The sequence below is a fragment of the Lacipirellula parvula genome, from assembly GCF_009177095.1.
In the GTDB taxonomy this organism is placed as follows: Bacteria; Planctomycetota; Planctomycetia; order Pirellulales; family Lacipirellulaceae; genus Lacipirellula; species Lacipirellula parvula.
Window position 1 is genome coordinate 6442857 of record NZ_AP021861.1, and the last position, 22976, is coordinate 6465832.

Sequence of the window (22976 nt, forward strand, 5' to 3'; positions counted from 1 at the left end):
GAAGCGTACTGGAATGGCGACCGCCCCCCTGGCGGAGCCAGGGGCTGAAATCACATCTTCACCACCAGCTTGCCGCGAATCGCTCCGCTGTCGCTCGCTTCTTGCAGGCGATGCAACTCCGCCGCGTCATCGAGCAATGCCACACGATCGATCTTCGCGTGCAGTTTGCCCGCTTCGAGCCACTCGCTGATCTGCTCCGCGGCCTGCCGTTGCACTTCGGCCGACGCCAGGAACATCGCGAAGCCGTGAAGGCTCAGGCACTTCGTGTAAAACGCGCCGACGGGGAACTCGACGCGTGACGCACGCCCGGCGATGAGGATGACTCGGCCGCGGAGCTTCATCGCGGCGAAGATCGCGTCGAAGTTCGGCATCCGCGACGTTTCCCACCAGACGTCGACGCCACCGGTGAGCTCGGCGACGCGCTTTGGCACGTCGTCGTGACGGTAGTCGAGCACATGGTTGGCGCCGAGCGTGCGGCAGTATTCCATCTTCTCGGCGCCGCTGGTCGTGGCGATCACTGTGGCGCCAATCGCGCGGGCCATTTGGATGACCGTCGAACCGACGCCGCCGCTGCCGCCGTTCACGAGCACCGTCTCGCCCGGTTGCAGCTGGGCGTGCTCCACCAAGCCGAGGTGCGACGTGATGCCGACGAGCGCGAGCGCCGCGGCTTGTTCGTCGCTCACATGCTCGGGCGTGGCGTAGAGCCGCTGCTCGTCGACTGCCGCCAATTCTGAAAACGTTCCCTGCCGGCCAAGCTTCCCCTCGTTGGCCCCCCACACGCGGTCGCCCACTCTGAACCGCTTCGCGTCGGGCCCGACTGCCGTGACGACGCCCGCCAAATCGCTGCCGATGACAAATGGAAACGGCATGTTCGGCATCGGCGCCAGGCCGCTGCGAATGTAGGTGTCGATCGGGTTGACGCTCGCCGCGCCAACGTGGACGAGCACTTGGCTGCCGGTGGGCGTCGGAGCGGGGAGTTCGCCGACGACGATGTTCTCGGCGGGGCCGGTCTGGTTGATGTAGGCGGCTTTCATGGCGGAGCGATCCAAGGGAGAAGTTTCGTCAGCGAATGACAGAATAGCGGCCCTACCGACCAGCAGGCAACGCGGCCTACAGCAGGCACAATCCGCCCGCCTGCTACAATGCGGCCGTTGACCTATACTTGTGAACCCATGAACTGGCGACCGCGCAATCTCGGCTTCCTGCTGCTGCTCTACGCAGTCGCGCTCGGCTATGCGCTCGTCGCCTGGGTTCCCGATCTCGTCGAAGGGTACGAAAAGATCGCCGAGCGGCATCCGTGGCTCGGTTACGCCTACCTCGCCGCGGTCGCTGCGGGAGTGCTCGTCCTCGGCGGCACGTCGGCCTACTTCTTCTATCGCGTCTGGAAGAACTCGCGCGCCAAACGACAGCGACGTTCGCAGCGGCTCGCGAATCCCAGCGAACTCTCCGCCGGCCAACGACGTTCGGAGTTCGCCGACAACCTCGCCCACAGCCACGAGCTCGTCGACGACGAGATCGCCTCCGAAGAACTGCGAGAAGAACTAAAGCGCCAGCTACTCGCCCTGCAAGAAAAGCAATCGAAAGAGCGGCTCGAGATCGTTGCCTTCGGGACGATCAGCAGCGGCAAGTCGACGCTGATGAACGCGCTCGCCGGGCGCGACATTTTTTCGTCGAACGTCATCGGCGGCACGACGATGGCCCGCTGCGAAGTCCCCTGGCCGGGGGCCGATCGCGTGATCCTCGTCGACACGCCCGGCCTTGCCGAGGTCCGCGGCGAAAGTCGCGCCGCGATCGCCGCCGCTTCGGCCCAGCATGCCGACCTCGTGCTGCTAGTGGTCGACGGGCCGCTCAAGTCGTACGAAGTGGAACTCGTTGAGACGCTCCGCGAGATGGAAAAGCGAGTGCTCGTCTGCCTCAACAAAATCGACTGGTACGACAAACGGCAAGAGCAGGAGCTAGTGGGCCAAATCGCCGAGCAGTTGCCGTCGATCGACGCCGCCGACGTGGTGGCGGTGCAAGCCGGCGTCGGCGAGCGTCCCCGCGTCCGAGTGTTAGCCGATGGCCGCGAGGAGCGCGACTTCGTCGAAACGCCCCCCGACGTGCGGCCCCTCGCGCGGCGAATGCTGGAAGTGGTGAAGCGCGACGGCTCCGACTTGCTGCTTGCCAACCTGCTGCTGCAATCGCGCGGGCTCGTCGACGATGCGAAGGAGCAAGTCCGTAAGCATCTCGACGAACGGGCCGACCAGATCATCAACCGCTACATGTGGGCCGCCGGCGGCGCCGCGGGGATCAACCCGCTGCCGCTGCTAGACATCGCCGGCTCGACGGCGATTACGCTGAAGATGGTGCTCGATCTGGCGCGGGTCTACAAGCAACCGCTCGACGCCGACATGGCGGTAAAGATCCTCGCGCAGCTCTCCAAGAACTTGCTCGCGATGGTCGGCGCCACCGCCGCGGCGCCGGTCGCGGGAACGATGATCGCCTCGCTGCTGAAAACGGTCCCCGGCGTTGGCACCGTCGCCGGTGGGCTGCTGCAGGGCCTAGTGCAGGCGCTCGTCACCCGCTGGGTCGGCAACGTGTTTGTGAAGTACCTGCAGAACGAAATGCAACCGCCGCCCGGCGGCCTGGCCGAAGTCGCCCGCAGCGAATGGAAACTGCTGACGCGCCCCGAGTCGCTGCGGCGGCTGATCTCGCTCGGCCGCGAACAACTCAACCTTGCCGCCTCGACAGAAGACAAAGAAGATTGAACCGCCAAGGAATACGAAACAAGTTGAATCCTAAAACATGAGCAACGTCCCGCAATCGCCGACCGCCGCCCAGCCTGATGCTGACTACCAGGCGTCGATGCGCGCGCTACAGTCGGCGATCGCTCACTTCCAGGGGTGCAACGAGGCCGAACTCCGCGAGCTTGCCGACGACATGAGCCAGCTCGGCCGTATGGCCGAGAAGCTGCAGTCGGGCCGCGTCGACATTGCCGTCTTCGGCGAGATCAGCACCGGCAAAAGCGCCCTCATCAACGCCCTCTGCGGCGAGCAGCGGGCGGCGGTGAACGTTCGCGGCGGCTGGACGAAGGACGTATGGCATGTGCCGTGGGAATCGGCCGGCTACTGCGTCCCGGGTTTCGCCGATTCGCAGGTGGTGCTCGTCGACACGCCGGGTCTCAACGAAGTCGACGGCGCCAAGCGCGGCGAGATGGCCCGCGAGGCGGCGGCCCGCGTCGATCTGGTGCTGTTCGTCGTCGACTCGGATCTCAACGACACCGAGTACCGTGCCCTCGTCGATCTCGCCGCGACTGACAAGCCACTCATTTTGGTACTCAATAAAACCGATCTCTACCGGCCTGATCAGTTGAACGACCTGCTCACGGTACTGAACGGTCCGCGCTACGCGGGGATCATTCGGCCCGAGAATATCGTCCTCGCGCAAGCCGATCCGCGCGAGGTCGAATACGTCATTGAAGCCGCCGACGGATCGACGCGCAGTGAGTACCGCAAGCAGCCGCCGCAAGTGGAAGAAGTGAAGGCGCGGATCATTGAACTTCTCGCTGCCGATGGCAAGGCGCTCATCGCGCTCAACGCCGCGATCTTCGCCGCCGACAAAAGCGACCGGATGGCGGCCCTCCGCGTGCGCTTCCGCGAGGAAGAGGCGGCCCGCACAATTTGGAGCTTCGCCGTCACGAAGTCGCTCGCCGTGGCGCTCAACCCCGTCGGAGTGGTCGACGTCCTCGGCGGCGTCGCCGTCGACGCGGCGATGGTGGTGACGCTCGGCCGCATCTACGGCATCTCGATCACCACCGCCAACGCCCAATCGCTCGCGATGTCGATCGGCAAATCGGCGGGCCTCGTCACACTCCTCGAAGCATCGGTCAGCTGGGCCTCGTCGGCGTTCAAGTCGCTCACCGTCGGCTTCGGCACGGTGCTCACCGCCGTCCCACAAGGCGCCGCGGCGGGCTTCGGCTCGTTCATCGTCGGCCAGGCGGCGCGGTTCTACTTCCAACATGGCGCCAGCTGGGGCGAGCAGTCGCCAAAGGCCGTCGTCGCGCAGATTTTGGAAAACACCGACAAGCGGTCGGTGCTGGAACAACTGAAAACAGAGATCCTCAAAAAGCTCGCCACCAATCGCCATGCGGATGAACCGGGGCAATCCTGGTTTGGGAAGAAGTAGGAAAAGAAGATGAACCGCCAAGGACGCCAAGGTTTGCCAAGGAAATGCGGAGAAGAACTAACCACGACGACACAACGAACACGACGAATGCAATTAACTCTCAATGCATTTCTTCCTTTGCGCCTCTGCGCCTTTGCGTGAGATCTTTTTCAAGAAATAGCAGATCTCACGCAGAGGCGCAAAAAGCAATTAAGAAGAAAACTGTATTTACTTGGCGTCCTTGGCGGTTGCCTTTCCCCGATCTCACAACTTGGCTAACACATGCTCGAAACAATCAACGGCAACCTCTATGACTTCCCCAAGTACTACGACCTCGTCTACGGCTCCGACTGGAAAGCGGAGGTCGACTTCCTCGAAGCCTGCTTTGCCAAGCATGTCCGCGGCAAAGTGAAGCGGCTGTTCGAACCTGCTTGCGGCACCGGGCGGTTGATGTTCCGCATGGCGCAGGCCGGGTACGACGTCGCGGGGCTCGACCTCAATGAGAAAGCGGTCAAGTTCTGCAACCAGCGACTGGAGAAGCACGCCCTGAAGCCGACCGCGTTCGTCGGCGACATGTGCGACTTCACGCTGAAACGCCCTGCCGACGCCGCGTTCAACACGATCAACAGCTTCCGCCATCTCGGCAGCGAAGCGCAGGCGCTCGCCCACCTGCAGTGCGTCGCCCGGTCGCTCCGCAAAGACGGCATTTACGCCCTCGGCCTCCATCTCACGCCCACCAAGGGCGAACCGCTTGAAACCGAAAGTTGGGCGGCCCGTCGCGGCCACCTTTCGGTCCTCTCGCGGCTGTGGGTCATCGAACGCAACCGCCGCCGCCGACAGGAACGGGTCGGCATGAGCTTCGACGTCTACACGCCGACGCGGCAGTTCCGCATCAACGACGAATCGAGCTTCCGCATGTACTCGGCCGCCCAGATGGCGACGCTGCTGGACGAGGTCGGCGAGTTCGAACTCCTCGAAACCTACGATTTCGGCTACGAGATTGACGAACCGATCGAAATTGACGGTTCTACCGAGGATGTCGTTTACATCCTCAGACGGCGGTAATGTCGGCCCAGGCTGAATTCCTTTACCGCCAAGCGGCTACGGAACGAAGAAAGGCGAAGAGCAGAGTCCTAAACCGACTTCTGCACCGATTCACTTTGCGCCTTAGCGCCTTTGCGTGAGACAATTCTTTCTTCAGAAGATCTCACGCAAAGGCGCTAAGGCGCAAAGAGGAACGGGGAACAGTGGATTGCCTTGGCGTCCTTGGCGTCCTTGGCGGTTAAAATTCTTTCGTAGAGCTCCGTTACCAAACCAACTTGCAAAGCCGTGAGTTCGTCTGCTTCGCCAACGTTGACGCCGATTGTGCCGGATTCGGTCCATCGGGAGTCGGCTGCGCACTTCGCGGCTTGGGCGCTGGCTGAACTGCAAATCCCCGCGGAATTGGCCGGCGACGAACTGATCGTCCAACTCCCGCCCAGCGAGCGGAGCGCGTTCGACGGCAAAGCGACGCTCCGCCTCGCGGATCACGACCACGCCACTCCTGAGCACGAACCACTCGCCTGGGACAGCCGTTTTGGTCGCTGGCTGCGGGAACGCTTGGCGTCGCACGGCCCCGTCGTACATGCCCGCCCCGCCCGGCAGCCGATGGCCGTCAATGATGTGACCGCCAAGCTCTTCGGCGCCTATGCAATCGAAGGGGGCCAAATCCGCCTCGCGGGCTGCCAACTCACCGATCATCCGTTCTTGCGGTTGTCATATGTTGCGGAAGGCGACGACGCCGAAGTCCGTCACCTCTTCGTCGCTCCCGATGGTTCCGCGGTGAGCGACGAACTGACGCCGCAGCTCAGCCTCGATGAACTCGAGCCGATCGTGAAGCATCCGCCGCGGATCGACGACGCTGCCATCCGCTCGCTCATCGCCGCCGGCCGTCGGATCGCCGCGAAGCAATCGACGGACCGCGATCCTGCCGTCGCGATCGCCGAGCCACTGGCCGCCGCCGTGCTGTGGGTCCGGCACGCCGAGGGGCGGCTCCAATTCACCATCGGCGCCGTCACCGTCGACCACCCCTTCAGCGGCTGGGCCTCGCTGCTGCGGCCGCAGCCGTACGTCGGCAAGGAATCGGGCGTCGCCTCGTTCTCGCTTGGCGTGACCGACGAAGGGGAAATCGAACCTGTCGAAGAGATCGCCGTCTGCCAGAAGTCGGGCCGCCGCGTCCTCCGCCGCGAGTTGGTCGACTGCAGCGTCACCGGGCTGCGAGTTCTGCCGGAGTTCACGGAACCCTGCCCCGTCTCGGGCCGCCCTGCCCTCCGTGGCGAATTCGTCAACTGCAAGCGTTGCCGGCAGCGGGTGAGCAAGGCCGTGCTCCGCGAGGGGGTCTGCTCGGCGTGCCAATCGCTCGCCAAAGTTTCGAAGGATGACCCGCGCCTGGTCTGGATCTTTGGCGAACACCCCGGCCTCGACCGCTGGAAAAGCTGGCGCCTCGCCGAGACCAGTACGGCATACATCGCCCAGGCGTCGTCGCTGCTGAAACAGTTGCTGGTGGTGATCGACAAGGAATCACTCACCATTAAACGAATCGCCCAGCGGAGCCGGCTGAGCAACACTTGGCTTGATCTCGACGAAGCCTCCCGCGAAGACATGTTGCGTTAGAGACGCCCCTCCCGGCTCAAAATCGTCTGTGGGAGGCGTCTCCGACGCCGATAACGGTCACCACCACAGACGGCACTGGCAACTGATCGCGGCATCGGGGTCGGAGACCCCTCCCACAATTTTTGGAACCACCCCGTCGCGCAACCGTAAGCTAGTCTTAGGGATCGGCCCACGGGCCGCCTGTCGGACGCCCCGACGCGACCCTCTCCCCCACTTTCGGGTCGTCTTTTTCAATTCTTTTCTGCTAGTGCGTTCGACCGAAGCCTACCCAGGTGTCCATGAAGGTTCGCGCGGAAGGAGGGAGCTGGAGTTAGCAGGTCGGGAGACGAACTTCGTCCGCAAGAGCGCAATGGGTAGGCGATTTCCCGCAACCCGGCGCGAATCGCAGACTTGGTGCGTCCGTTAGGGCTCCCGTTTGCGCATAGTGAATAGGGATGCAATGCAGCGGCCGGCTCGGGCCGGTAATTCCGATTTTTTGCTAGACTCCGATTCTGCGGTAGGTAAAATTATAAGGCTGGAATCGGCCAGGTTCCCTCCCCACCTCACACGCAGATCAAGCCAGACGCACGATAGCCAATCCGCGGTTTAGCCCCGGAATGCTCCGTTTCGGTAATTCTGACGTGCCCCCCACGCGTCACCCGACGAAGCAAGTCCGCCGGCGACCACGCCATTAACGGCACGCATTTGATCGCGTTTACCTTGGGTCCGGGGCAGCGAATCTCAGTTCACGGTCGTCGAGCGTCGGCAGGATTTATCCTGACCTCGCGATGGCGACTGGCGGTGCGTCCTTAATAGTTAGCGGATTGCTGCTGAATTGAGCCGTTGCGGATGCCAATGATGGCGCGGCGATATGTTCGTCGCCGTAGCGTTTGATTCAGCGGACGAATGACTTGGTCGTTCGATTCTCGCGCTAGTTGCGTCGACTCTCATGAGTCTTCGCGCCTCGCTCGAGTGGCAGAGACTGACAGTTGCAGCGAACATTTGCGTCGGCAAAAGCTTAATGCATCCCGGCGATGTTGCTGCAGTTGTAATCTCTTACCAAATGTCGAACAGCCAACAACTTACGATCGATCGGTGTTAAAATTAGTTGTCTCTGTCGCAAACTCTTGGGGGAACATTCGGCGCGTTAGCGCGACTTTTGCCGCGTCGCTTGGCGGCAACAAGTGAACCGCGTGTCTTGCGAGCAGCGTCTTGATGATGAGATGAAGTCTTGGAGCATCGCCCGCGCCGGCAGCTCAGGCCATCCTGTCTTCGACCCGCTCGCGGCGGTTTTCAGCGAATATTCTGCGCCAGATGAGACGCCCTAAGAATCACGATTGCTGAGGAGTGTGAAGTTGTACGACACGTTAATGGATCATGACCTGGAAGATGACGTTGTAGCCGTAGACGGCGACGTCGAACTCGATGCCAAGGGCCTCGACGACGACATCGACGAAGACGACGACATGTCTCTCGATTTGGCTGATGACGTGAAGGACGAAGCGGCCGCAGTCGAATTCGACGACGAGATGCCGGAAGGCGAATCGTGGTCCGACGACCCCGTGCGGATGTACCTGACCCAGATGGGCGAGATTCCGCTGCTCACCCGGCAGCAGGAAATCAACCTGGCCCGCCGGATCGAGACGACCCGCACCGCCTTCCGTCGCCGGCTCCTCGCCTGCGATTACGTCATCCGCGCCGCTCACAAGGTGCTCAAGCGCGTCCACCGCGGCGAACTCCCCTTCGACCGCACCGTGCAGGTGTCGGTGACCGATCGGCTCGAAAAAGAGCAGATCCTCGGCCGCCTTCCGCACAACCTGGAAACGCTTGACACGCTGCTGGAGCGCAACGCTGAAGATTACCGGATTGCCACCAGCAAGTCGGAAAAGCCGGCCCGCCGTCAACAAGCCTGGCAGAACCTCGCCAAGCGTCGCCGCCGCGCGGTGATGCTGGTGGAAGAGCTCGGCTTGCGGACCCAGCGGATCGAGCCGCACATTTCGACGCTGGAGCAGTTCAGCGCTCGGGTCGACGAACTTCGCACGATGCTTGAGCAGATGCGTAAGGATCGTCGCCCCGCGTCCGAGCGGAAGCCGTTGATCATCGAGTACCGCAACATCCTGCGGATCACGCAAGAGACTCCCACGAGCCTCCGCAACCGCGTGAACTACCTCAAGGAAGTCTACTCGAAGTACCAACGCGCCAAGCGCGGGCTGTCGGAAGGCAACCTGCGGCTCGTGGTGTCGATCGCCAAGAAGTACCGCAATCGCGGCCTGTCGTTCCTCGACCTGATTCAGGAAGGCAACGCCGGCCTGATGCGGGCGGTCGATAAGTTCGAATATCGCCGCGGTTTCAAGTTCTGCACGTACGCGACGTGGTGGATTCGCCAAGCGATCACCCGCGCCGTAGCCGACCAAAGCCGCACGATTCGCATCCCGGTGCACATGGTGGAAACCATGAGCCGCGTGCGGAACGTGTCGCGGGCGTTGCTGCAGCGTTTGGGTCGCGAACCAACGATCGAAGAGACGGCCAAGGCGGCCGGCTGCTCGGTCGACGAAGCCCGTCGCGTGCTCGCCATGAGCCGGTACCCGATTAGCCTCGACCGTCCGGTCGGCAACAGCGAAGACAGCCACTTCGGCGACTTGCTGCCTGACTCGGGCGCCGAGAGCCCGGCGATTGGCGCCGCGCAAGAGATGCTCCGCTCGCGGATCACGAAGGTCCTCAAGACCCTCAGCTACCGCGAACGCGAAATCATCAAGCTCCGTTACGGTCTGGGCGACGGTTACAGCTACACGCTGGAAGAAGTGGGCCACATTTTCAAAGTGACCCGCGAACGTATCCGTCAGATCGAAGCCAAAGCCGTTCGCAAGCTGCAGCAACCAAGTCGCAGCCAAGAACTCAGCGGCTTCCTCGATTAGTAAAGCCGTGACCGCTGGTCGCGCAACGTCGTCACGACAACCACGAAGCCTCGGAGCGCCCGCAAGCGTTCCGAGGCTTTTTCGTTTCCCGCCCCCCACCGATTGGCCCGCCTCGATGTTGCATCCTCCCTCCAAGCACCGTCCCGCCTTCCAGTCCGCTCTAGCCGCAGCGATCCTGCTCATCGCATCGACCGCCCAAGCGGAGATCATCGATGCCCAGCCAGTCGATGGTTACCGCGGCATCTGGTACGCGAACCAGGCGACGAACGACGAGTACGGTTACAAGTACAGCGGCGGACTAGGAACCTACCCGCAGCAACACGCACCAATTGCCATTTACTCCCCCGAGGCGAATCGCACTTACTTCTGCTACGGCGGCTCAACCGGCAAGCCGAAGGAACTCGCCTGCATGATCTCGTACTTCGATCATGCGACCAACCAAGCGGCCCAACCGCGGATGGCGCTGCTGAAGCACATCGACGACGCTCACGAAAACCCCACGCTGCAAATCGACGCCGACGGTCACGTGTGGCTCTTCTGCAGCGCTCATGGCCCGCGAGAGGATGCGTACATCTTGCGGAGCGTCTCACCCCATTCGATCGAACGATTCGAAGTCATCGCCAAGACGAATTTCTCGTACAGCCAACCATGGTACATCCCCGGCGAGGGCTTCCTCTTCCTCCACACGCGGTACGAAAACGGCAAGCGGATGCTCTTCTGGAAGACGAGCCGCGATGGCCGCGAGTGGTCCGAACAACAGCCGCTGGCTCGCGCCGCGTCGGGCCACTACCAGATCAGCCAGCCGCTGCCGCGCGGAGCGGCGACCGCGTTCAAACGTTCATCCCAACAAAGGAGGCCTAAACGCCCGCACCAATCTCTACTACCTCGCGACGGAAGACATGGGCGCCACCTGGCGGACCGCCGCCGGTCACGAGGTCGAACTGCCGATCACTTCGATCGACAACGACGCGCTCATCTACGACTACCAAGCGGAAGGCAAACTGGTCTACCTGAAGGATCTCAACTTCGACGCCGCGGGCCGACCGGTAATCGTCTACCTCACCACCGACGGCTACGCCCCCGGCCCCGCCAACGGCGAGCGGCAGTGGTGGACCGCCCACTGGACCGGCGAGGAGTGGCGCCGCCGGCCGATCACCGTGAGCGACCACAACTACGACTTCGGTTCGCTCTACGTCGAAGGCGACGAGTGGCGACTGCTGGCGCCGACCGATCCCGGGCCGCAGCCGTTTAACACCGGCGGCGAGATGGTGCTGTGGACCAGCCGCGACGAAGGGGCGACGTGGCAGCGCACCCGGCAAGTCACGCAAGGGAGCCAGGTCAACCAGACCTACGCGCGGCGTCCGGTAAACGCCCACCCCGATTTCTACGCCATTTGGGCCGACGGCAATCCGCTGGAACGATCGACGTCGGCGCTCTACTACACGAATCGCGCGGGGGATGTTGTTCGTCCGTTGGTTGCGCCGTAAACCGTAACCAACGGACGCGGCTTTGCGTAACGGCCGCAGGGCGAAATGCGTCATGCACCCTGGCGATTTGCGATCTGAAGCGTGGACTTCAATCGCACAATCGATGCTAGCACGCGAACGCACAAAACCGCCCCGATGCAATCGATCGCCCTGAAGCGCATGATGCACAAAGCTTCTCACATTGCCTAAGCTCCGTCTTCTAACGCCGTCGATCTTCTTGGTGTTAACACCCCCTATACCCGCCCCGTCGCCCGTTGCTCGAAGGGAATCGAGGAATGAAGCGTCCCGCCTGGGGTCTCTGGCCCCACTGCGCTTCGACGTTGGTCGCGCTTGCACTGCAAGCGCCCGTCGGCGCCCAATCGTTCGAACAAGCGCTCGTTTCGCTGCCGCCTGTCGACAGCGAAACAGAGCTGTCGTTCGTCCCCACGACGCCGCTCGCCGAGACCGTGGACGGTGCGGCCTCCGCCGCACCGGCTGAGCCCGCGGCGGCGAACTCGTCGATTGCCGATGGCCTGCGGCTCGACAACGGCGTCGTGCCAATTGCGAGCTTCATCCAACTCGGCGAGTGCCCGACCTGCCCGCCAGGGTTGGCGCCGCCCGCCGAGAAGCCGAAGTACCCGCTGATCATCGTGTCGGGCGCCGCGCAGATCGACGGCATTTGGTTCGATCAGCCGGCCGACAACCAAGCCGTCGTCGGCGACGCCCGCGACGTCGCCGGCTTCCGCCGCGCTCGTCTCGGCGCCAACGGCTTCCTCGCCGAGAACGTGAAGTACCGCATGGAGTACGATTTCGCGTTCCCCGGCCGCCCGAACTTCACCGACGTGTGGGTCGACGTCGCCGACCTGCCCGGCGTCGGCCACTTCAAAGTCGGCCAATGGAAACAGCCGTTCAGCATGGAACCAGCGACGAGCTTTCGCGAACTGCTGTTCATGGAACGGTCGCTCGCCTTCGCGCTGGTGCCGTTCCGCCAAGTCGGCGTTGGCTTCTTCAACACCGCCTTCGAAGAACAAGCGACTTGGGCCTGGTCGGGCTACCGCTTCCCCACCGACCAGTACGGTAACGTCGCCGGCGACAACGGCTACGGCATGTCGACTCGCGAAACGATGCTGCTCTACAACGACGAGTGCAACAACGTCGTGCACGTCGGCGGCAGCTACACCTACAACGAACCGGCCGGCAACACGCTGCGGCTGCGGTCGACGCCTGAAGTCGGCTTCACGCAACTCGACGCCAACAACGTGACTGACTTCCCGATTCCGTTCTATGTGAACACCGGCTTCCTGCCGACACAAAGCTACCAGGTCGTCGGCGGCGAACTAGCGGCGGGCTTCGGCTCGCTCGTGTTCCAATCGGAATACATGTACGCAATGCTCAACGAACCGACGGGCCCGCAATTGCAGTTCCCCGCCGGTTACGCCCAGGTCGGTTACGTCCTCACCGGCGAACGTCGCAACTACGATCACAAAACAGCGGCCTTCACTCGCGTTGTCCCCGACGTCAACTTCGGCAACGGCAGCTGGGGCGCGTGGGAAATCGCTGGCCGTTACTCGACGCTCGACCTCAACGACAAGTTCGTCCAAGGCGGTCACTTACAGGATCTCACGTTCGGCTTGAACTGGTACCTCAATCGATTCACGCGGTTCGAGTTCAACTACATCCACAACTTCCTCGACCGTCCGGTGGGGAACGACACCGAGTCTGACATCTTCGGTACGCGGGCTCAGTTTGACTTCTAAGGGAAGAAGGCGAACCCAAGAGCACGACGGAGGACACGAAGCAGTCGAAGCAATAAGTAGGTAGAATGCTGCCGTTAGACGCGGGTGGATGCTCACGCTGCATTCATCTGCGTCTTTCGGCGTTGATCGGCGGTTCCAATTCTCTTGAAGGTTCACGTAACCATGGCTGAAGCTGACGATCCGCGGATTTACTTTGCCGCCGAGCGGACGCTGCTCGCGTGGGTTCGCACCGGGCTGACGCTCGTCGGCATGGGGTTCGTCGTCGCGCGGTTCGGGTTGTTTCTGCGGATCGTCCGCAACGCTCCCGACGCGCCGACGCATGCCGGGTCGACATGGATCGGCGTCGGACTCGTGGTGCTTGGCTCGGTCGCCATCGGCGTCGCGGCCTGGCAGCACGCGAAGTTCTGGCACGGCCTCGCCAAGTCGCAGCGGACGCAACCGGGCGTGATGCGATGGTCGGTGATCTTCGCACTCCTCATTTCGCTCATTGGCCTCGCCCTCGGCGGGTATTTGGTCGTCAGCGCAAACAGCGCCGAAACGGGCCGGGCCGCGGCCGTCGCCCGCTGACCGGATCGCCTAAACCACTCCCTTCGCAGCACTTGCGCCCCCTGCTTTACGCCCCCCGAAGGGGCGCGTTAAACTCGATCCCTTGAGTTTGGTTCACCATGCGTTGGTGGTCGGCTGGGCACGTGTCGCTCGGCCGACGCAACAGGGAACTCCGGTGCGATTCCGGGACGGCCCCGCCGCTGTGACCAGGCGCGATTCGACGAACGCATCTTCAGCCATTGCCGCTGGACTGGTCGCTTAAGCAACCAGTCCGAACCCTGAGAGGGCTCAAAGCCTCGACAGGGTTTACATGCGGCGAGAAGGCGAGTTTCGTCGAGCCTGGGAGTCAGAAGACCTACCACTGCATGCAGCAATGCGATTCGCTCCTGCGAGGGACGGGCGGATGGCGAGATAGTTTCATCGTTGCCGCCGATTGTCTGGGCGATCTTCGTTGGCGCCCACGCAGGGTCGGCGATTGATCGAGCCACGGCTCGCCCACGATGAGACGGACGCAAGTGCTCATGCCCTGCCCGCCAGCCACCCGCCGCGAGTCGCACGCGCCGTCGCGCGGCTTCACGCTGGTGGAACTGCTGGTGGTGATCGCGATCATCGGGGTGCTCGTCTCGCTGCTGCTGCCGGCGGTGCAAGCGGCCCGTGAAGCGTCGCGGCGAAGTCGCTGTGCGAACAATCTCAAACAGCAGGGCCTCGCGGCGATCAACTACGAGGGGCAGCGTCGCACGTTGCCCCCCGGCTGCATTGGCTGCCTGCCGCCGCAAGAGGGGGTGCAACTCTTCCTGTCGTGGAACGCCCAACTGCTGCCGTGGCTGGAGCAGACGGCACTGCACGCCCGGCTTGACTTCACGAAGCCGTCGGACGAGGCGCCGAACCTTCCCGCCGCCTCGCAACAGGTCGACGTCTTCCTCTGCCCGAGCACGCTGCAACCGGAAACGGCGAGCGATTCGAACCTGTGGCGCGGCGCGGCGTTCACCGACTACGGCGGCATCTACGGCGTCGAAGGCGCCGGTCGCGATGCGCCATTCAGTATCGATCCGAGTGAGTGGTTCAGCGGCCAAGTGTTGGAGCCGGGTTCGCTCGGCGTGTTCGTCTACGACGAGCCAGTTGCCTACCGCGACATCGTCGACGGCTTGTCGCAAACGGTCGCCATCGCCGAGTCGCTCCTCCGCCGCCGCGTCGAATGCGAGTGGATCAACGGCCAAAACGTCTTTGCTCAAGAGCAGTCGACGCCAATCAATTCGACCGAAGGACTGGAGAACGAAATCGGCTCGCCCCATCCCGGCGGCGCGCAAGCCGTCTTCTGCGACGGGCACGTCGCCTTCTTGAGCGAGCAGCTCGACCAACGCGTGTTGAACGCCATGCTGACCCGCGCGGGCGAGGAGGCGGCTCATGCTCCGTAGTGGTCGGCAACAGTTCATCGTAGCGCTCGCATGGTGGTCGCTCTGTTCAGCGATGTTGATCGGCGTCGGCACGCAGCCGGCGGCCGCGGGACCGGTCGCGTCGTTCGACGACGTCGAGTTCTGGGTCGGCACAGGAAGCAACCGCGCCGTCGTGGCGATCGAGTGGCTCACCGGGACGACCGAGCGGACGACGCTCGCGTGGGGGTTTCGTTGGGATGGAGCAGCGACGGGGCAGACGCTGCTCAATGCCGTGGTGACGGCCGACCCTCGGTTGTTCGCCAAGTCGGGCGGCTTTGGCGGCGGGCTTGGTTCGTCGCTCTATGGCCTCGGCTATGACGACGGCGACGGCGCGTTCGCGCTCGACGACGGCACGACGTTCAATGAAGCGGGGATCGCGCAAGTGAGCGGCCCGGCCGATCGTGCGCAGGCGGTCGACCCCGCAGACTACTACAACGAAGGTTGGTTCCGCGGTTTTTGGAACTATGGCTACTCGCACACCAATCCGTTCGCCGGCGGGTCGTGGACCGCTTCGCAAGTCGGCATGAGCAGTCGCGTGCTGCAAGATGGCGACTGGGAGAGCTGGGCCTATCACCCCGCGGTGAACCAGGCCGGCTTTCAGCAGTTTGCCGACAATCCGTTCGCCGCTCCCGCGCCGGCGATCGTCGGCAGCGCCGACTTCAATGGCGACGGCGGCGTCGATGGCGCCGACTTCCTCGCGTGGCAACGGGGCTACGGCATCACGACTGGGGCTGAGCTGAACCAAGGCGACGCCAACGGCGACGGCGGGGTCGATGCCGCCGATTTGCAGTGGTGGCGCGACGCCTTCAGCCAAGCGACCACGCCGCCGGCAGCCATCAGCGCCGCAGCGGTCCCCGAGCCGACGAGCCTGGGACTCGCGCTGATGGCGTTCGCAGCTGCGGCGGTTCGGCGGCGGATCAATCGAATTCATGGAACCCTCGCATGGAAGCACCCGACACGATGACCGCGCCGCCCGCGGCAGCAGCGAGTTCCTCGCCGCTCGTGGCCGGGCGCGATTTTTATTTTGAGCGGGGCCGATTCGTCCTCACCGAGGCGTATCTGCTCCGCCGCGGAACGTGCTGCGGCAACGGTTGCCGGCACTGCCCGTATCGCAAAGCATCCAAGCCACCGGCTCCGCCGGTGGACGTAGCAAGAACAGAACTGACTAGCACTTCGTCCACCGGCAGAGCCGGGGGCTTTTAAGACCACACCACTGAACTTTCACCAAGGAGAGATCTCATGAAGTTGAACTTGAAGTTGACCGCCGCCGCGCTCAGCCTGCTCGCGGCTTGCCCGGCGGCGCCCGCTTTCGCCGCGGATCCGTGGGCCGACAAAATGGTCGAGTACATCCAAGGAACCGGCGTCGGCAACGACTTCGTCACCGGTAATCCGATCAACAACCCGCAGACGGCCCTCGGCGAGCCGACCCGCTTCGCCAGCGATCCGGCGAACTTCGGCGGCCCGACGACTCCCTTCTCTTCCGCTTACCGCGACCACGAAATCGTCTCGATCGGCATCGGCGGTTCGCTGACGTTGCAGTTCGACGAGCCGGTGCAAAACCATCCGCTCAACCCGTACGGCATCGACCTGCTGATCTTCGGCAACTCGTTCTATGAGCTCGTCTTCGGCCCGAACACCGCGACCGGCAGCGCCTCGATCGGCGGCGGCCAGATCGAAGTGAGCGCCAACGGCGTCGACTTCGTCCCAGTCTCCGGCGTCGCCGACGGGTTGTTCCCGACGGTTGGTTATCTCGACGTCACCGAAGCGTTCCCCTCGCAACATGGCCAAGTCCTCAGCGATTTCACGAAGCCAGTGAATCCTGCCGCGCTCACGAACGTCGCCGGGATGACGACCGCTCAAATCATTGCGGCGTACGACGGTTCGGGCGGCGGCGTCGGCGTCGACATCGCCTCGACCGGTCTGGCGAGCATTTCTTACGTGCGGATCACGAACCCGCTCACCGCGACGAACACCGTGGAGATCGACGCGATGGCCGACGTCCGCGCGGTGCCGGAGCCGGCGACGATTGCGCTTGGCGCCCTTGCGGCGTGCGCGTTGTGGAGCGTCCGTCGTCGCCAGCGCTAACCGGCAATAACTGGCTGCTATCTCCGCAAGTCGAATTGGAACGCCAACGGCGTTCAATCATCCAGCCCAGGGTTGGTCGCGCAAGCGACCTACCCTGGGTCATCATCGCCGTCAACATCTCGCAACCCTGTAAGGGTTGAATCGGCCGAGGCTAACTCGATTGATTCAACCCTTACAGGGTTGTGGACTTTTTGGACGCTTACCCAGGGTAGATCGCCGAGGCGATCAACCCTGGGCTGGATGATGGAACGCTTTCAGCGTTCGCGTCATGCATAGCGCAGATCCTTTGCGCTGCGTTGTCGTATTGTGCGTCGCGGTCTCAAGCTCAAGGTCGCGTCATTCCGTGTCGCCTCGTTTTGATGTCGTGTCGTGTCGCTTGTGACGTGGAATGCGATTTTTGGCGACATTAAGCGACGGCGGTAACTCGTTGCGGCCGGATGATTTACGCCAATGACTGTCGTCTTTGTGTCGCATTTGCCCCTCGCATGGGGGGCGGTTAGGTTTTTTGACAGGATCGCAGGATTGCGCGGATCGACTGGATCGAAGTCGGTGGATCCGGAGGCGAATTTGCGCGCAATTGCACCAGTGGCCAAACGATCAGTATCTCAAATTGAGTGGCCGAAAGCAATCAAAAAGCAGGCCCGCGAATGGCGCGAATGTTCGCGAATAACTTGTGGTCAATTTTTCCTCATTCGCGCGTATTCGCGTGATTCGCGGATCCTTCGTCAAACGCTGGCAATGCAGGCGAAACATCGTTGAACCAATTTCTTGGCAAAACCGTATGGGGCGGTACTGTGGGTTGAAGAGACGCACCGGTGACTCGCATCACTGGGTGACAAACTGCCCGCGGGATGGTTCAATCGATGGGGCACCTGGAGTTATCTTTCCGAATCATCTCGCGGGCTTTTTCTGTTGGAACGTGTTGCAGTAAGTTCCACCCATCGGGTGCCACTGGCGTGCCGCCAGTGCGAACTGCCAACCAAGCCTCCCTACCGACAGACGTGCAAGCCCGCCTGAAAAGCAAAGTCTGAAGCCTAGTCTGTCTGAATCTGGCTTCGCACGTAGCCCTCAAGGCAGCTGACGTCGTGTCGACCCCCAACGATCAGGAGCGCGAGTCTCCGCTGCAGCACTGGCGACACGCCAGTGGCACCCAGCAAGCTGGTGTTTCTCACAACGCGCGGGCGTGGAACGCACTCGCGCGTGACGGCGTCCCGCTCGCTCAACCAGCGCGTGACGACGAACTTGCCAACCCGCTCGCGACGGTTGATCCCGCCGGCTGGCTCGGCCCCGACATTCGCGGCTGGCGCGTCCTCTGCCTCGCGGCCGGCGGCGGTCGGCATAGTTCGCTCTATGCGGCAGCCGGGGCGCAGATCACGGTCGTCGACATCAGCGACGAAATGCTCGCGCTCGATCGCGTCGTCGCCCGCGAGCGGGGTTTCGATGCCCGGCTGGTGCAGACGTCGATGGACGAGTTGTCGATGTTTGCGGCGGGCGAGTTCGATCTCGTCATCCACCCGGTGAGCACCTGCTACATCGCCGACGTGGCGCCGGTGTTCGCAGCGGTCGCGCGAGTGACGCGGCCGGGCGGGCTGTACGTGAGCCAGCACAAGTCGCCGACGAGCTTGCAAACGACGCTACGGCCCGAACGCTCTGGCGGCAACTACGCTCTCGCCGAGCGTTACTATCGCGAAGGGCCGCTCCCCGCTGCCGAACCAAGTCGGCTGCGCGAGCGGGGGACGCTTGAGTATCTCCACCGCTGGGAGCAACTGTTGGGCGGCATCTGCCGTGCGGGGTTTGCGATTGAGGACCTGCTCGAACCGATGCATGCCGAGCGCGACGCCGAGCAGGGGAGCTTTGCCCATCGGGCGCAGTTTGTGGCGCCTTATGTGCGGATCAAGGCGCGACGCGGGACTAGCTCTACAGAGGCCAAGCCTTCAATCGTGCTCGCTTAGGGCGAGTGATTGTTGCACGCGACGGCTAGCCTCTAGTCGTCGGCTGAAGCTGCGATCGTCATAGCCTCTCAAGATGAACGCAATCACCAAGTACAACCCGCCGCCGACCGCTCCCCACAGGAAATTGTTCGGCGGCTTGATGGAGCCGATCTTCAAGCAACAACCGACCGCCACGAGGGCTAAAGCGACGGAAGCTACTTTGAAGGAGAGTGGAATAGCGTCGCGGTGGCAGACCGCCCCAGCGACGCCAGCCGCCACTCCCGCCGCGAGCAAAAGCCTAAACGTCGGCGGCGAGTGCTCGAGCAAACCAAAATCGCCAGCATTCAACAACCAACTCGCTGCCGCAACGACGGTCATCCAGCCGAGCAGTTCCTTCAACGGGAAACGCATTTGCTCAGTCGAACCAACTTTTTTCCAATCAAGAACAATCTTCGTTAGCAACGCTGGGACGAAAACGGGCGAAACGACGAGCAGCATTGGGCCAAGTCCTTCGCGAAAGCGCTCCATCGATTGTTCTCCATCCAAACGACAGACAATCGCTGAACCAACGAGCATCCCAAGCAACAGCCCCATGGCGCGAATCAGTCGCGGCGCACGGCCAACAGCGGCCCAGATCGCGACTAGCCAGAGTTGGCCGAAGAGAAAACCCGCCATTACTGTGGCTTGAAACCCGACTGGCGGAAGCTCTGGCTTAGCGACCGCGAGGCTGGCGATTGCCGCCAGAATCAAATAAGTCCACATCGCAGGGCGAGCAACGACCGACAGCATGACGAGCATGTCCCGACGACAGGTTTAGGGAGTTTCGCCGTCGGATTGTATCAGAATTCGTCGCGCGTTTGAGCACGCGGCGGCGAGGGTTCGCCCGGACCGCGTGGCGGTCCGGCTGAGAGCGGACGCTACAAGAAAAATTCAACCTTGAGGTCCCCTCCCCTTGAGGGGGAGGGTTAGGGAGGGGTGATTAAAGCGGGTACCAGGGCTCTTCCCCCCTCCCCAGCCCTCCCCTCCAGGGGGAGGGAGCCAGAACGTTCGTTGACATAGAGACGCAATCGAACTGCCGACGAGCCCCAATGCTGCAAGTTGCTGTCGCAGGATTTCGCTTCACGCTTCGTTCTTGAAGACGCGGAGTTGTGGAGCGAGAGTTGCCACAGCGTCTGGTGGCGTTGGAGATGATGCAAGCTCGGCGACGGGAGCTTGGGCACGAACGCGGTCGATTCTGCTCACGATCGTCCACGCGACGACGAACGCGAGTGCGCCGGTGGCGACGGCGGCGGCTTCGGGCGGGACGCCGGCGGCAGCCATCACGCCGATGGAGACAATGAAGCCGATTGCGGAGAGGAGGCGGGCGAGCCAGCTCTCGCGGTGGGGGCCGATGCTGGCGGCGATGAAGATCGCGGCGGCGCCGGCGAGGCCGCTGCCGCTGACGAGGTCGCGGGGAGTTTCGTTCAAGAGCGAGAAATCGGCGAGGCGGACGCAGGTGGTGCTTAGCGCCAATAGCGTCATCCAACCGAGCAGCGCGGCGATCGAGTATTGCGGCTTGCGCGGCGGCTGCGGTGCGGGAGTGGAAACGCTCCAGAGGAACGTGGCCCAGGCGGCGGTGGCGAATGCGGTGAAGGCGCCGGCTGCGGTCATGAGCGCGAGGACGTGGGGCCAGACGACGTCTTGGTGCATCGACGAACGCCAGCGCGGGATGCCGTAGTCGGGCGCGACGAGCAAGATCAGCATCGCCACGAACCACGACGCCCGTGCGAGCGGGTGACTGCGGCCGAGTACGAGCCAGCCGCTGACGACGAAGAGTTGCCCGAGGCCGAGTGCGGAGGCGAAGGGGCCTTCGTAGTTGATCGACAACGCCACCGCATCGAGGCAGAGGGCCGCGATCCAGAAGAGCCAGGTCAGGGGGCGGTGGTAGAAGTTGGGCACGGAGGCAGTAAGGCGATGTTGAGGGTATCACTGGCGTGCCGCCAGTGTTGATGTGGGAACTTGCTCGGCACTTCGCACTGGCGACACGCCAGTGGCACCCAAATAAATTCAGCTCCGCGGATCGCGGCGCTCGTCCTTTATTCTAGTCAGCCGAGCCGAAATCCCCTGCGAGCGGCGTTGCAGGCCGGTCGACTCAGCGGTTGAAAATACCGCTCTGGCGGGGGAGAATGGGGCGATCGTAGCAGTCGCACGGCCGCCGGGTTCGCTGGCAGTGCCGGGGTCGACCGCGACTCTCCGTCCCTTCGCCTTCTCTCGATCGCTGCCGCATGTCGACTCATCCTCAGCAAGACGTCTGTTGCTTGATGGGCGACCCCGTGGCCGGCAACCCGACGCAGTACATGCTCGAGAAGGCGTTCGCGGTGGCGAATCTCGACTGGCGGTTCCTCACCTTCGAGGTGTCGGCCGTCGATTTCGAGATGGCCCTCAAGGGCGCCCGCATTTTTGAGTTCCGCGGCATCATGCTCGCCCCGCCCCATCGCGGCGAGGTGCATCGCTACCTTGAATCGGTGAGCGACTCGGCACGGCTCAGCGGGCAGGTGAACTGCCTGCAGCAACTCAACGACGGCCTGCGCGGCGTGAACACCGAGGGGATCGCGATGCGGCGGCTCGCTGAGCCGTATGTGGCGACCAAGGGGCTGCACGCGATGATCCTCGGCGCCGGACGGACGGCGAAGTCGATCGCGGCGGAGCTCGCGCTCGCCGGGGCCACGTCGCTCGAACTCGTGTGCGTCGAACCGACGCAAGCCGTGCCGCTAGTCGAATCGTTGAAGAGCGATCCGCACACCGCAGCGGTCGACTGCCGCGTGACGCCGTGGCCGAAGAATGGCGAGATCGCCGTCGGCAACGACGTGCGGCTGCTGCTCAACGCGACGCCGGTCGGCCGGTACGACGGCAAGGCGGCGTTGCCGCTGAACATCGACGCGCTGCCAGCGGAGCTGCTGGTGTGCGACATGACGTTCAATCCGCCGACGACGCGGCTGATGCGCGATGCTCGGAAGCGAGCGCTGCCGACAGTCGACGGACTGACGCTGCTGGTGGAGCAAGCATCAGTGGCGTTCGAACTGTGGACCGGCGAGAAGCCCGACCGCGAAGCGATGCGCGAAGCGGTGGAAGAGTTTCTTGTTCTTTAGCCGCAAAAAAGCACAAGGGACGCGAAAAGAAATCTCTGGTCCGCCTTCTTAATTTTTTGCGTCGTTTGCGACTCTTCGCGGTAAAAGTATTTCATGGCAACACGCGGTCTGTTCATCGCCGGCACGAACACTGAAGTCGGCAAGACGCACGTGGCGGCGATGATTGCGCGAGCGCTCGCGACGAGCGGGCGGCGCGTCGGTGTTTACAAACCCGTGGCAAGCGGTTGCCAAGCGACGGCCGACGGGTTGATCGCCGAGGATGCGGCGGCGATGTGGGAAGCGGCGGGGCGGCCGCTCACGCTGGAGCAGGTTTGCCCACAGCGATTTCTGGCGCCACTGGCTCCGCCGCGGGCCGCGCAGGCGGAAGGGCGTCGCATCGACGCGGCGCTGTTGCGGTCGGGACTCGAACCTTGGCTCGCAGCGAGCGAGATCGTGATCGTCGAAGGCGCCGGCGGGCTGATGTCGCCGCTGAGCGATGTGGATTACAACATCGACCTCGCCGCGGAACTGGGCCTGCCGCTGGTGATCGTCGCGGCGAATGAACTCGGCGTGATCAACGCAACGCTGCAAACGCTCATCACCGCCCAAGCAAGGGCGCCGCACTTGCCGATCGCGGGCGTCGTGCTGAACCAGGCGATGCAGCGGCCCGATGATGCGAGCTTGGCGTCAAATGCGGAAGAACTCGCCGCCCGCTGCGATGCACCGCTGCTAACCACGGTCTCACACCGTAGTGGGACGTTTGACCAGCCGGTTGATTGGTTCGCACTCGCCGCGATGAAATTTAATTGAACCACGACGGCACGACGAACACGACGAGAAGCGAACGAGTCGTCTCTATTCTTGTATTTCCTTTGCGCCTCTGCGCCTTTGCGTGAGATCTTCTTGGGAAAGAATTGTCTCACGCAAAGGCGCTGAGGCGCAAAGAATTTCGACAATAAAAA

19 protein-coding genes and 1 riboswitch are annotated in these 22976 nt (G+C 63.1%); of the genes, 15 read left to right on the forward strand and 4 right to left on the reverse strand.

Annotation, left to right across the window (positions count from 1 at the left end):
* Window positions 1-50: 50 nt before the first annotated feature.
* Window positions 51-1034, reverse strand: coding sequence for a quinone oxidoreductase family protein (locus PLANPX_RS25130; protein ID WP_152101379.1), 984 nt, complete (start codon window positions 1032-1034; stop codon window positions 51-53).
* A 138-nt stretch (window positions 1035-1172) separates the two neighbouring features.
* On the opposite strand from PLANPX_RS25130, the gene PLANPX_RS25135 reads away from it, so the two are divergent.
* The 5 genes from PLANPX_RS25135 to PLANPX_RS25155 all read left to right on the forward strand — a co-directional run bounded on the left by PLANPX_RS25135 (window position 1173) and on the right by PLANPX_RS25155 (window position 9689).
* Entirely contained in the window at window positions 1173-2747 is a 1575-nt protein-coding gene (locus tag PLANPX_RS25135) for a YcjF family protein (protein ID WP_172992322.1), read from the forward strand.
* A gap of 37 nt (window positions 2748-2784) precedes the next feature.
* The gene (locus PLANPX_RS25140; RefSeq protein ID WP_152101381.1) at window positions 2785-4164 is read left to right on the forward strand and encodes a GTP-binding protein; all 1380 of its coding nucleotides are present in this window, start codon (window positions 2785-2787) and stop codon (window positions 4162-4164) included.
* A gap of 261 nt (window positions 4165-4425) precedes the next feature.
* Window positions 4426-5208, forward strand: a complete 783-nt coding sequence (locus tag PLANPX_RS25145) for a class I SAM-dependent methyltransferase (protein ID WP_152101382.1) — start codon at window positions 4426-4428, stop codon at window positions 5206-5208.
* Between the two features lie 264 nt (window positions 5209-5472).
* Window positions 5473-6795 (forward strand): hypothetical protein, encoded by a 1323-nt coding sequence (locus PLANPX_RS25150; RefSeq protein WP_152101383.1) that lies wholly within the window; start codon window positions 5473-5475, stop codon window positions 6793-6795.
* A 1334-nt stretch (window positions 6796-8129) separates the two neighbouring features.
* A complete protein-coding gene (locus tag PLANPX_RS25155) occupies window positions 8130-9689 on the forward strand; it encodes a sigma-70 family RNA polymerase sigma factor (protein WP_152101384.1) in 1560 nt (519 codons plus the stop codon).
* Window positions 9690-10068: 379 nt separating this feature from the next.
* On the opposite strand, the gene PLANPX_RS27585 is transcribed toward PLANPX_RS25155, so the two are convergent.
* Window positions 10069-10239: a hypothetical protein gene (locus tag PLANPX_RS27585; protein ID WP_172992323.1), complete on the reverse strand. Its 171-nt coding sequence runs from the start codon at window positions 10237-10239 to the stop codon at window positions 10069-10071.
* 184 nt (window positions 10240-10423) lie between these two features.
* Between PLANPX_RS27585 and PLANPX_RS25160 the strand changes: the two genes are divergently transcribed.
* From PLANPX_RS25160 to PLANPX_RS25195, 8 genes are all read left to right on the forward strand, one after another.
* Window positions 10424-11176, forward strand: a complete 753-nt coding sequence (locus PLANPX_RS25160) for a BNR-4 repeat-containing protein (RefSeq protein WP_172992324.1) — start codon at window positions 10424-10426, stop codon at window positions 11174-11176.
* A 275-nt stretch (window positions 11177-11451) separates the two neighbouring features.
* The gene (locus PLANPX_RS25165; RefSeq protein ID WP_152101386.1) at window positions 11452-12912 is read left to right on the forward strand and encodes an OprO/OprP family phosphate-selective porin; all 1461 of its coding nucleotides are present in this window, start codon (window positions 11452-11454) and stop codon (window positions 12910-12912) included.
* A gap of 162 nt (window positions 12913-13074) precedes the next feature.
* Window positions 13075-13479 (forward strand): YidH family protein, encoded by a 405-nt coding sequence (locus tag PLANPX_RS25170; protein ID WP_152101387.1) that lies wholly within the window; start codon window positions 13075-13077, stop codon window positions 13477-13479.
* Between the two features lie 87 nt (window positions 13480-13566).
* A riboswitch (cobalamin riboswitch) is annotated at window positions 13567-13836 on the forward strand.
* A gap of 122 nt (window positions 13837-13958) precedes the next feature.
* Window positions 13959-14873 carry a DUF1559 domain-containing protein gene (locus PLANPX_RS25175; RefSeq protein WP_232536242.1) on the forward strand — a complete coding sequence of 305 codons (915 nt, stop codon included), beginning with the start codon at window positions 13959-13961 and terminating at the stop codon, window positions 14871-14873.
* Window positions 14863-15855 (forward strand): dockerin type I domain-containing protein, encoded by a 993-nt coding sequence (locus PLANPX_RS25180; protein ID WP_152101388.1) that lies wholly within the window; start codon window positions 14863-14865, stop codon window positions 15853-15855. Before PLANPX_RS25175 ends, PLANPX_RS25180 begins: the two co-directional genes overlap by 11 nt.
* Complete coding sequence (locus PLANPX_RS28540; RefSeq protein ID WP_420844086.1) at window positions 15852-16094, forward strand: DUF5522 domain-containing protein; 243 nt, start codon at window positions 15852-15854, stop codon at window positions 16092-16094. The genes PLANPX_RS25180 and PLANPX_RS28540 overlap by 4 nt, the downstream gene beginning before the upstream one ends.
* 36 nt (window positions 16095-16130) lie before the next feature.
* Window positions 16131-16976 (forward strand): PEP-CTERM sorting domain-containing protein, encoded by an 846-nt coding sequence (locus tag PLANPX_RS25190; RefSeq protein ID WP_152101390.1) that lies wholly within the window; start codon window positions 16131-16133, stop codon window positions 16974-16976.
* A 1085-nt stretch (window positions 16977-18061) separates the two neighbouring features.
* A complete protein-coding gene (locus tag PLANPX_RS25195; protein WP_232536243.1) occupies window positions 18062-18928 on the forward strand; it encodes a class I SAM-dependent methyltransferase in 867 nt (288 codons plus the stop codon).
* Here PLANPX_RS25195 and PLANPX_RS25200 read toward each other — a convergent pair.
* Together PLANPX_RS25200 and PLANPX_RS25205 are read right to left on the reverse strand one after the other, a co-directional pair.
* Entirely contained in the window at window positions 18911-19696 is a 786-nt protein-coding gene (locus tag PLANPX_RS25200; protein WP_152101391.1) for a hypothetical protein, read from the reverse strand. The two genes, PLANPX_RS25195 and PLANPX_RS25200, sit on opposite strands and share 18 nt — an antisense overlap.
* Before the next feature lie 330 nt (window positions 19697-20026).
* Window positions 20027-20845: a hypothetical protein gene (locus tag PLANPX_RS25205; RefSeq protein ID WP_152101392.1), complete on the reverse strand. Its 819-nt coding sequence runs from the start codon at window positions 20843-20845 to the stop codon at window positions 20027-20029.
* A gap of 326 nt (window positions 20846-21171) precedes the next feature.
* Between PLANPX_RS25205 and PLANPX_RS25210 the strand changes: the two genes are divergently transcribed.
* Window positions 21172-22035 carry a shikimate dehydrogenase family protein gene (locus PLANPX_RS25210; protein WP_152101393.1) on the forward strand — a complete coding sequence of 288 codons (864 nt, stop codon included), beginning with the start codon at window positions 21172-21174 and terminating at the stop codon, window positions 22033-22035.
* A 93-nt stretch (window positions 22036-22128) separates the two neighbouring features.
* Window positions 22129-22824 (forward strand): dethiobiotin synthase, encoded by a 696-nt coding sequence (bioD, locus tag PLANPX_RS25215; RefSeq protein ID WP_152101394.1) that lies wholly within the window; start codon window positions 22129-22131, stop codon window positions 22822-22824.
* Window positions 22825-22976 lie beyond the last annotated feature (152 nt).

What these genes read in the sequence shown, in the direction of transcription:
- PLANPX_RS25130 (WP_152101379.1), bottom strand. Translation starts at nt 1,034, where the DNA reads ATGAAAGCCGCCTACATCAACCAGACCGGCCCCGCCGAGAACATCGTC.
- PLANPX_RS25135 (WP_172992322.1), top strand. Translation starts at nt 1,173, where the DNA reads ATGAACTGGCGACCGCGCAATCTCGGCTTCCTGCTGCTGCTCTACGCA.
- PLANPX_RS25140 (WP_152101381.1), top strand. Translation starts at nt 2,785, where the DNA reads ATGAGCAACGTCCCGCAATCGCCGACCGCCGCCCAGCCTGATGCTGAC.
- PLANPX_RS25145 (WP_152101382.1), top strand. Translation starts at nt 4,426, where the DNA reads ATGCTCGAAACAATCAACGGCAACCTCTATGACTTCCCCAAGTACTAC.
- PLANPX_RS27585 (WP_172992323.1), bottom strand. Translation starts at nt 10,239, where the DNA reads ATGAGCGCTGCAGAAGAGCCACACGTGACCGTCGGCGTCGATTTGCAG.
- PLANPX_RS25160 (WP_172992324.1), top strand. Translation starts at nt 10,424, where the DNA reads ATGGCCGCGAGTGGTCCGAACAACAGCCGCTGGCTCGCGCCGCGTCGG.
- PLANPX_RS25165 (WP_152101386.1), top strand. Translation starts at nt 11,452, where the DNA reads ATGAAGCGTCCCGCCTGGGGTCTCTGGCCCCACTGCGCTTCGACGTTG.
- PLANPX_RS25170 (WP_152101387.1), top strand. Translation starts at nt 13,075, where the DNA reads ATGGCTGAAGCTGACGATCCGCGGATTTACTTTGCCGCCGAGCGGACG.
- PLANPX_RS25175 (WP_232536242.1), top strand. Translation starts at nt 13,959, where the DNA reads ATGAGACGGACGCAAGTGCTCATGCCCTGCCCGCCAGCCACCCGCCGC.
- PLANPX_RS25180 (WP_152101388.1), top strand. Translation starts at nt 14,863, where the DNA reads ATGCTCCGTAGTGGTCGGCAACAGTTCATCGTAGCGCTCGCATGGTGG.
- PLANPX_RS28540 (WP_420844086.1), top strand. Translation starts at nt 15,852, where the DNA reads ATGACCGCGCCGCCCGCGGCAGCAGCGAGTTCCTCGCCGCTCGTGGCC.
- PLANPX_RS25190 (WP_152101390.1), top strand. Translation starts at nt 16,131, where the DNA reads ATGAAGTTGAACTTGAAGTTGACCGCCGCCGCGCTCAGCCTGCTCGCG.
- PLANPX_RS25200 (WP_152101391.1), bottom strand. Translation starts at nt 19,696, where the DNA reads ATGCTGTCGGTCGTTGCTCGCCCTGCGATGTGGACTTATTTGATTCTG.
- PLANPX_RS25210 (WP_152101393.1), top strand. Translation starts at nt 21,172, where the DNA reads ATGTCGACTCATCCTCAGCAAGACGTCTGTTGCTTGATGGGCGACCCC.
- bioD (WP_152101394.1), top strand. Translation starts at nt 22,129, where the DNA reads ATGGCAACACGCGGTCTGTTCATCGCCGGCACGAACACTGAAGTCGGC.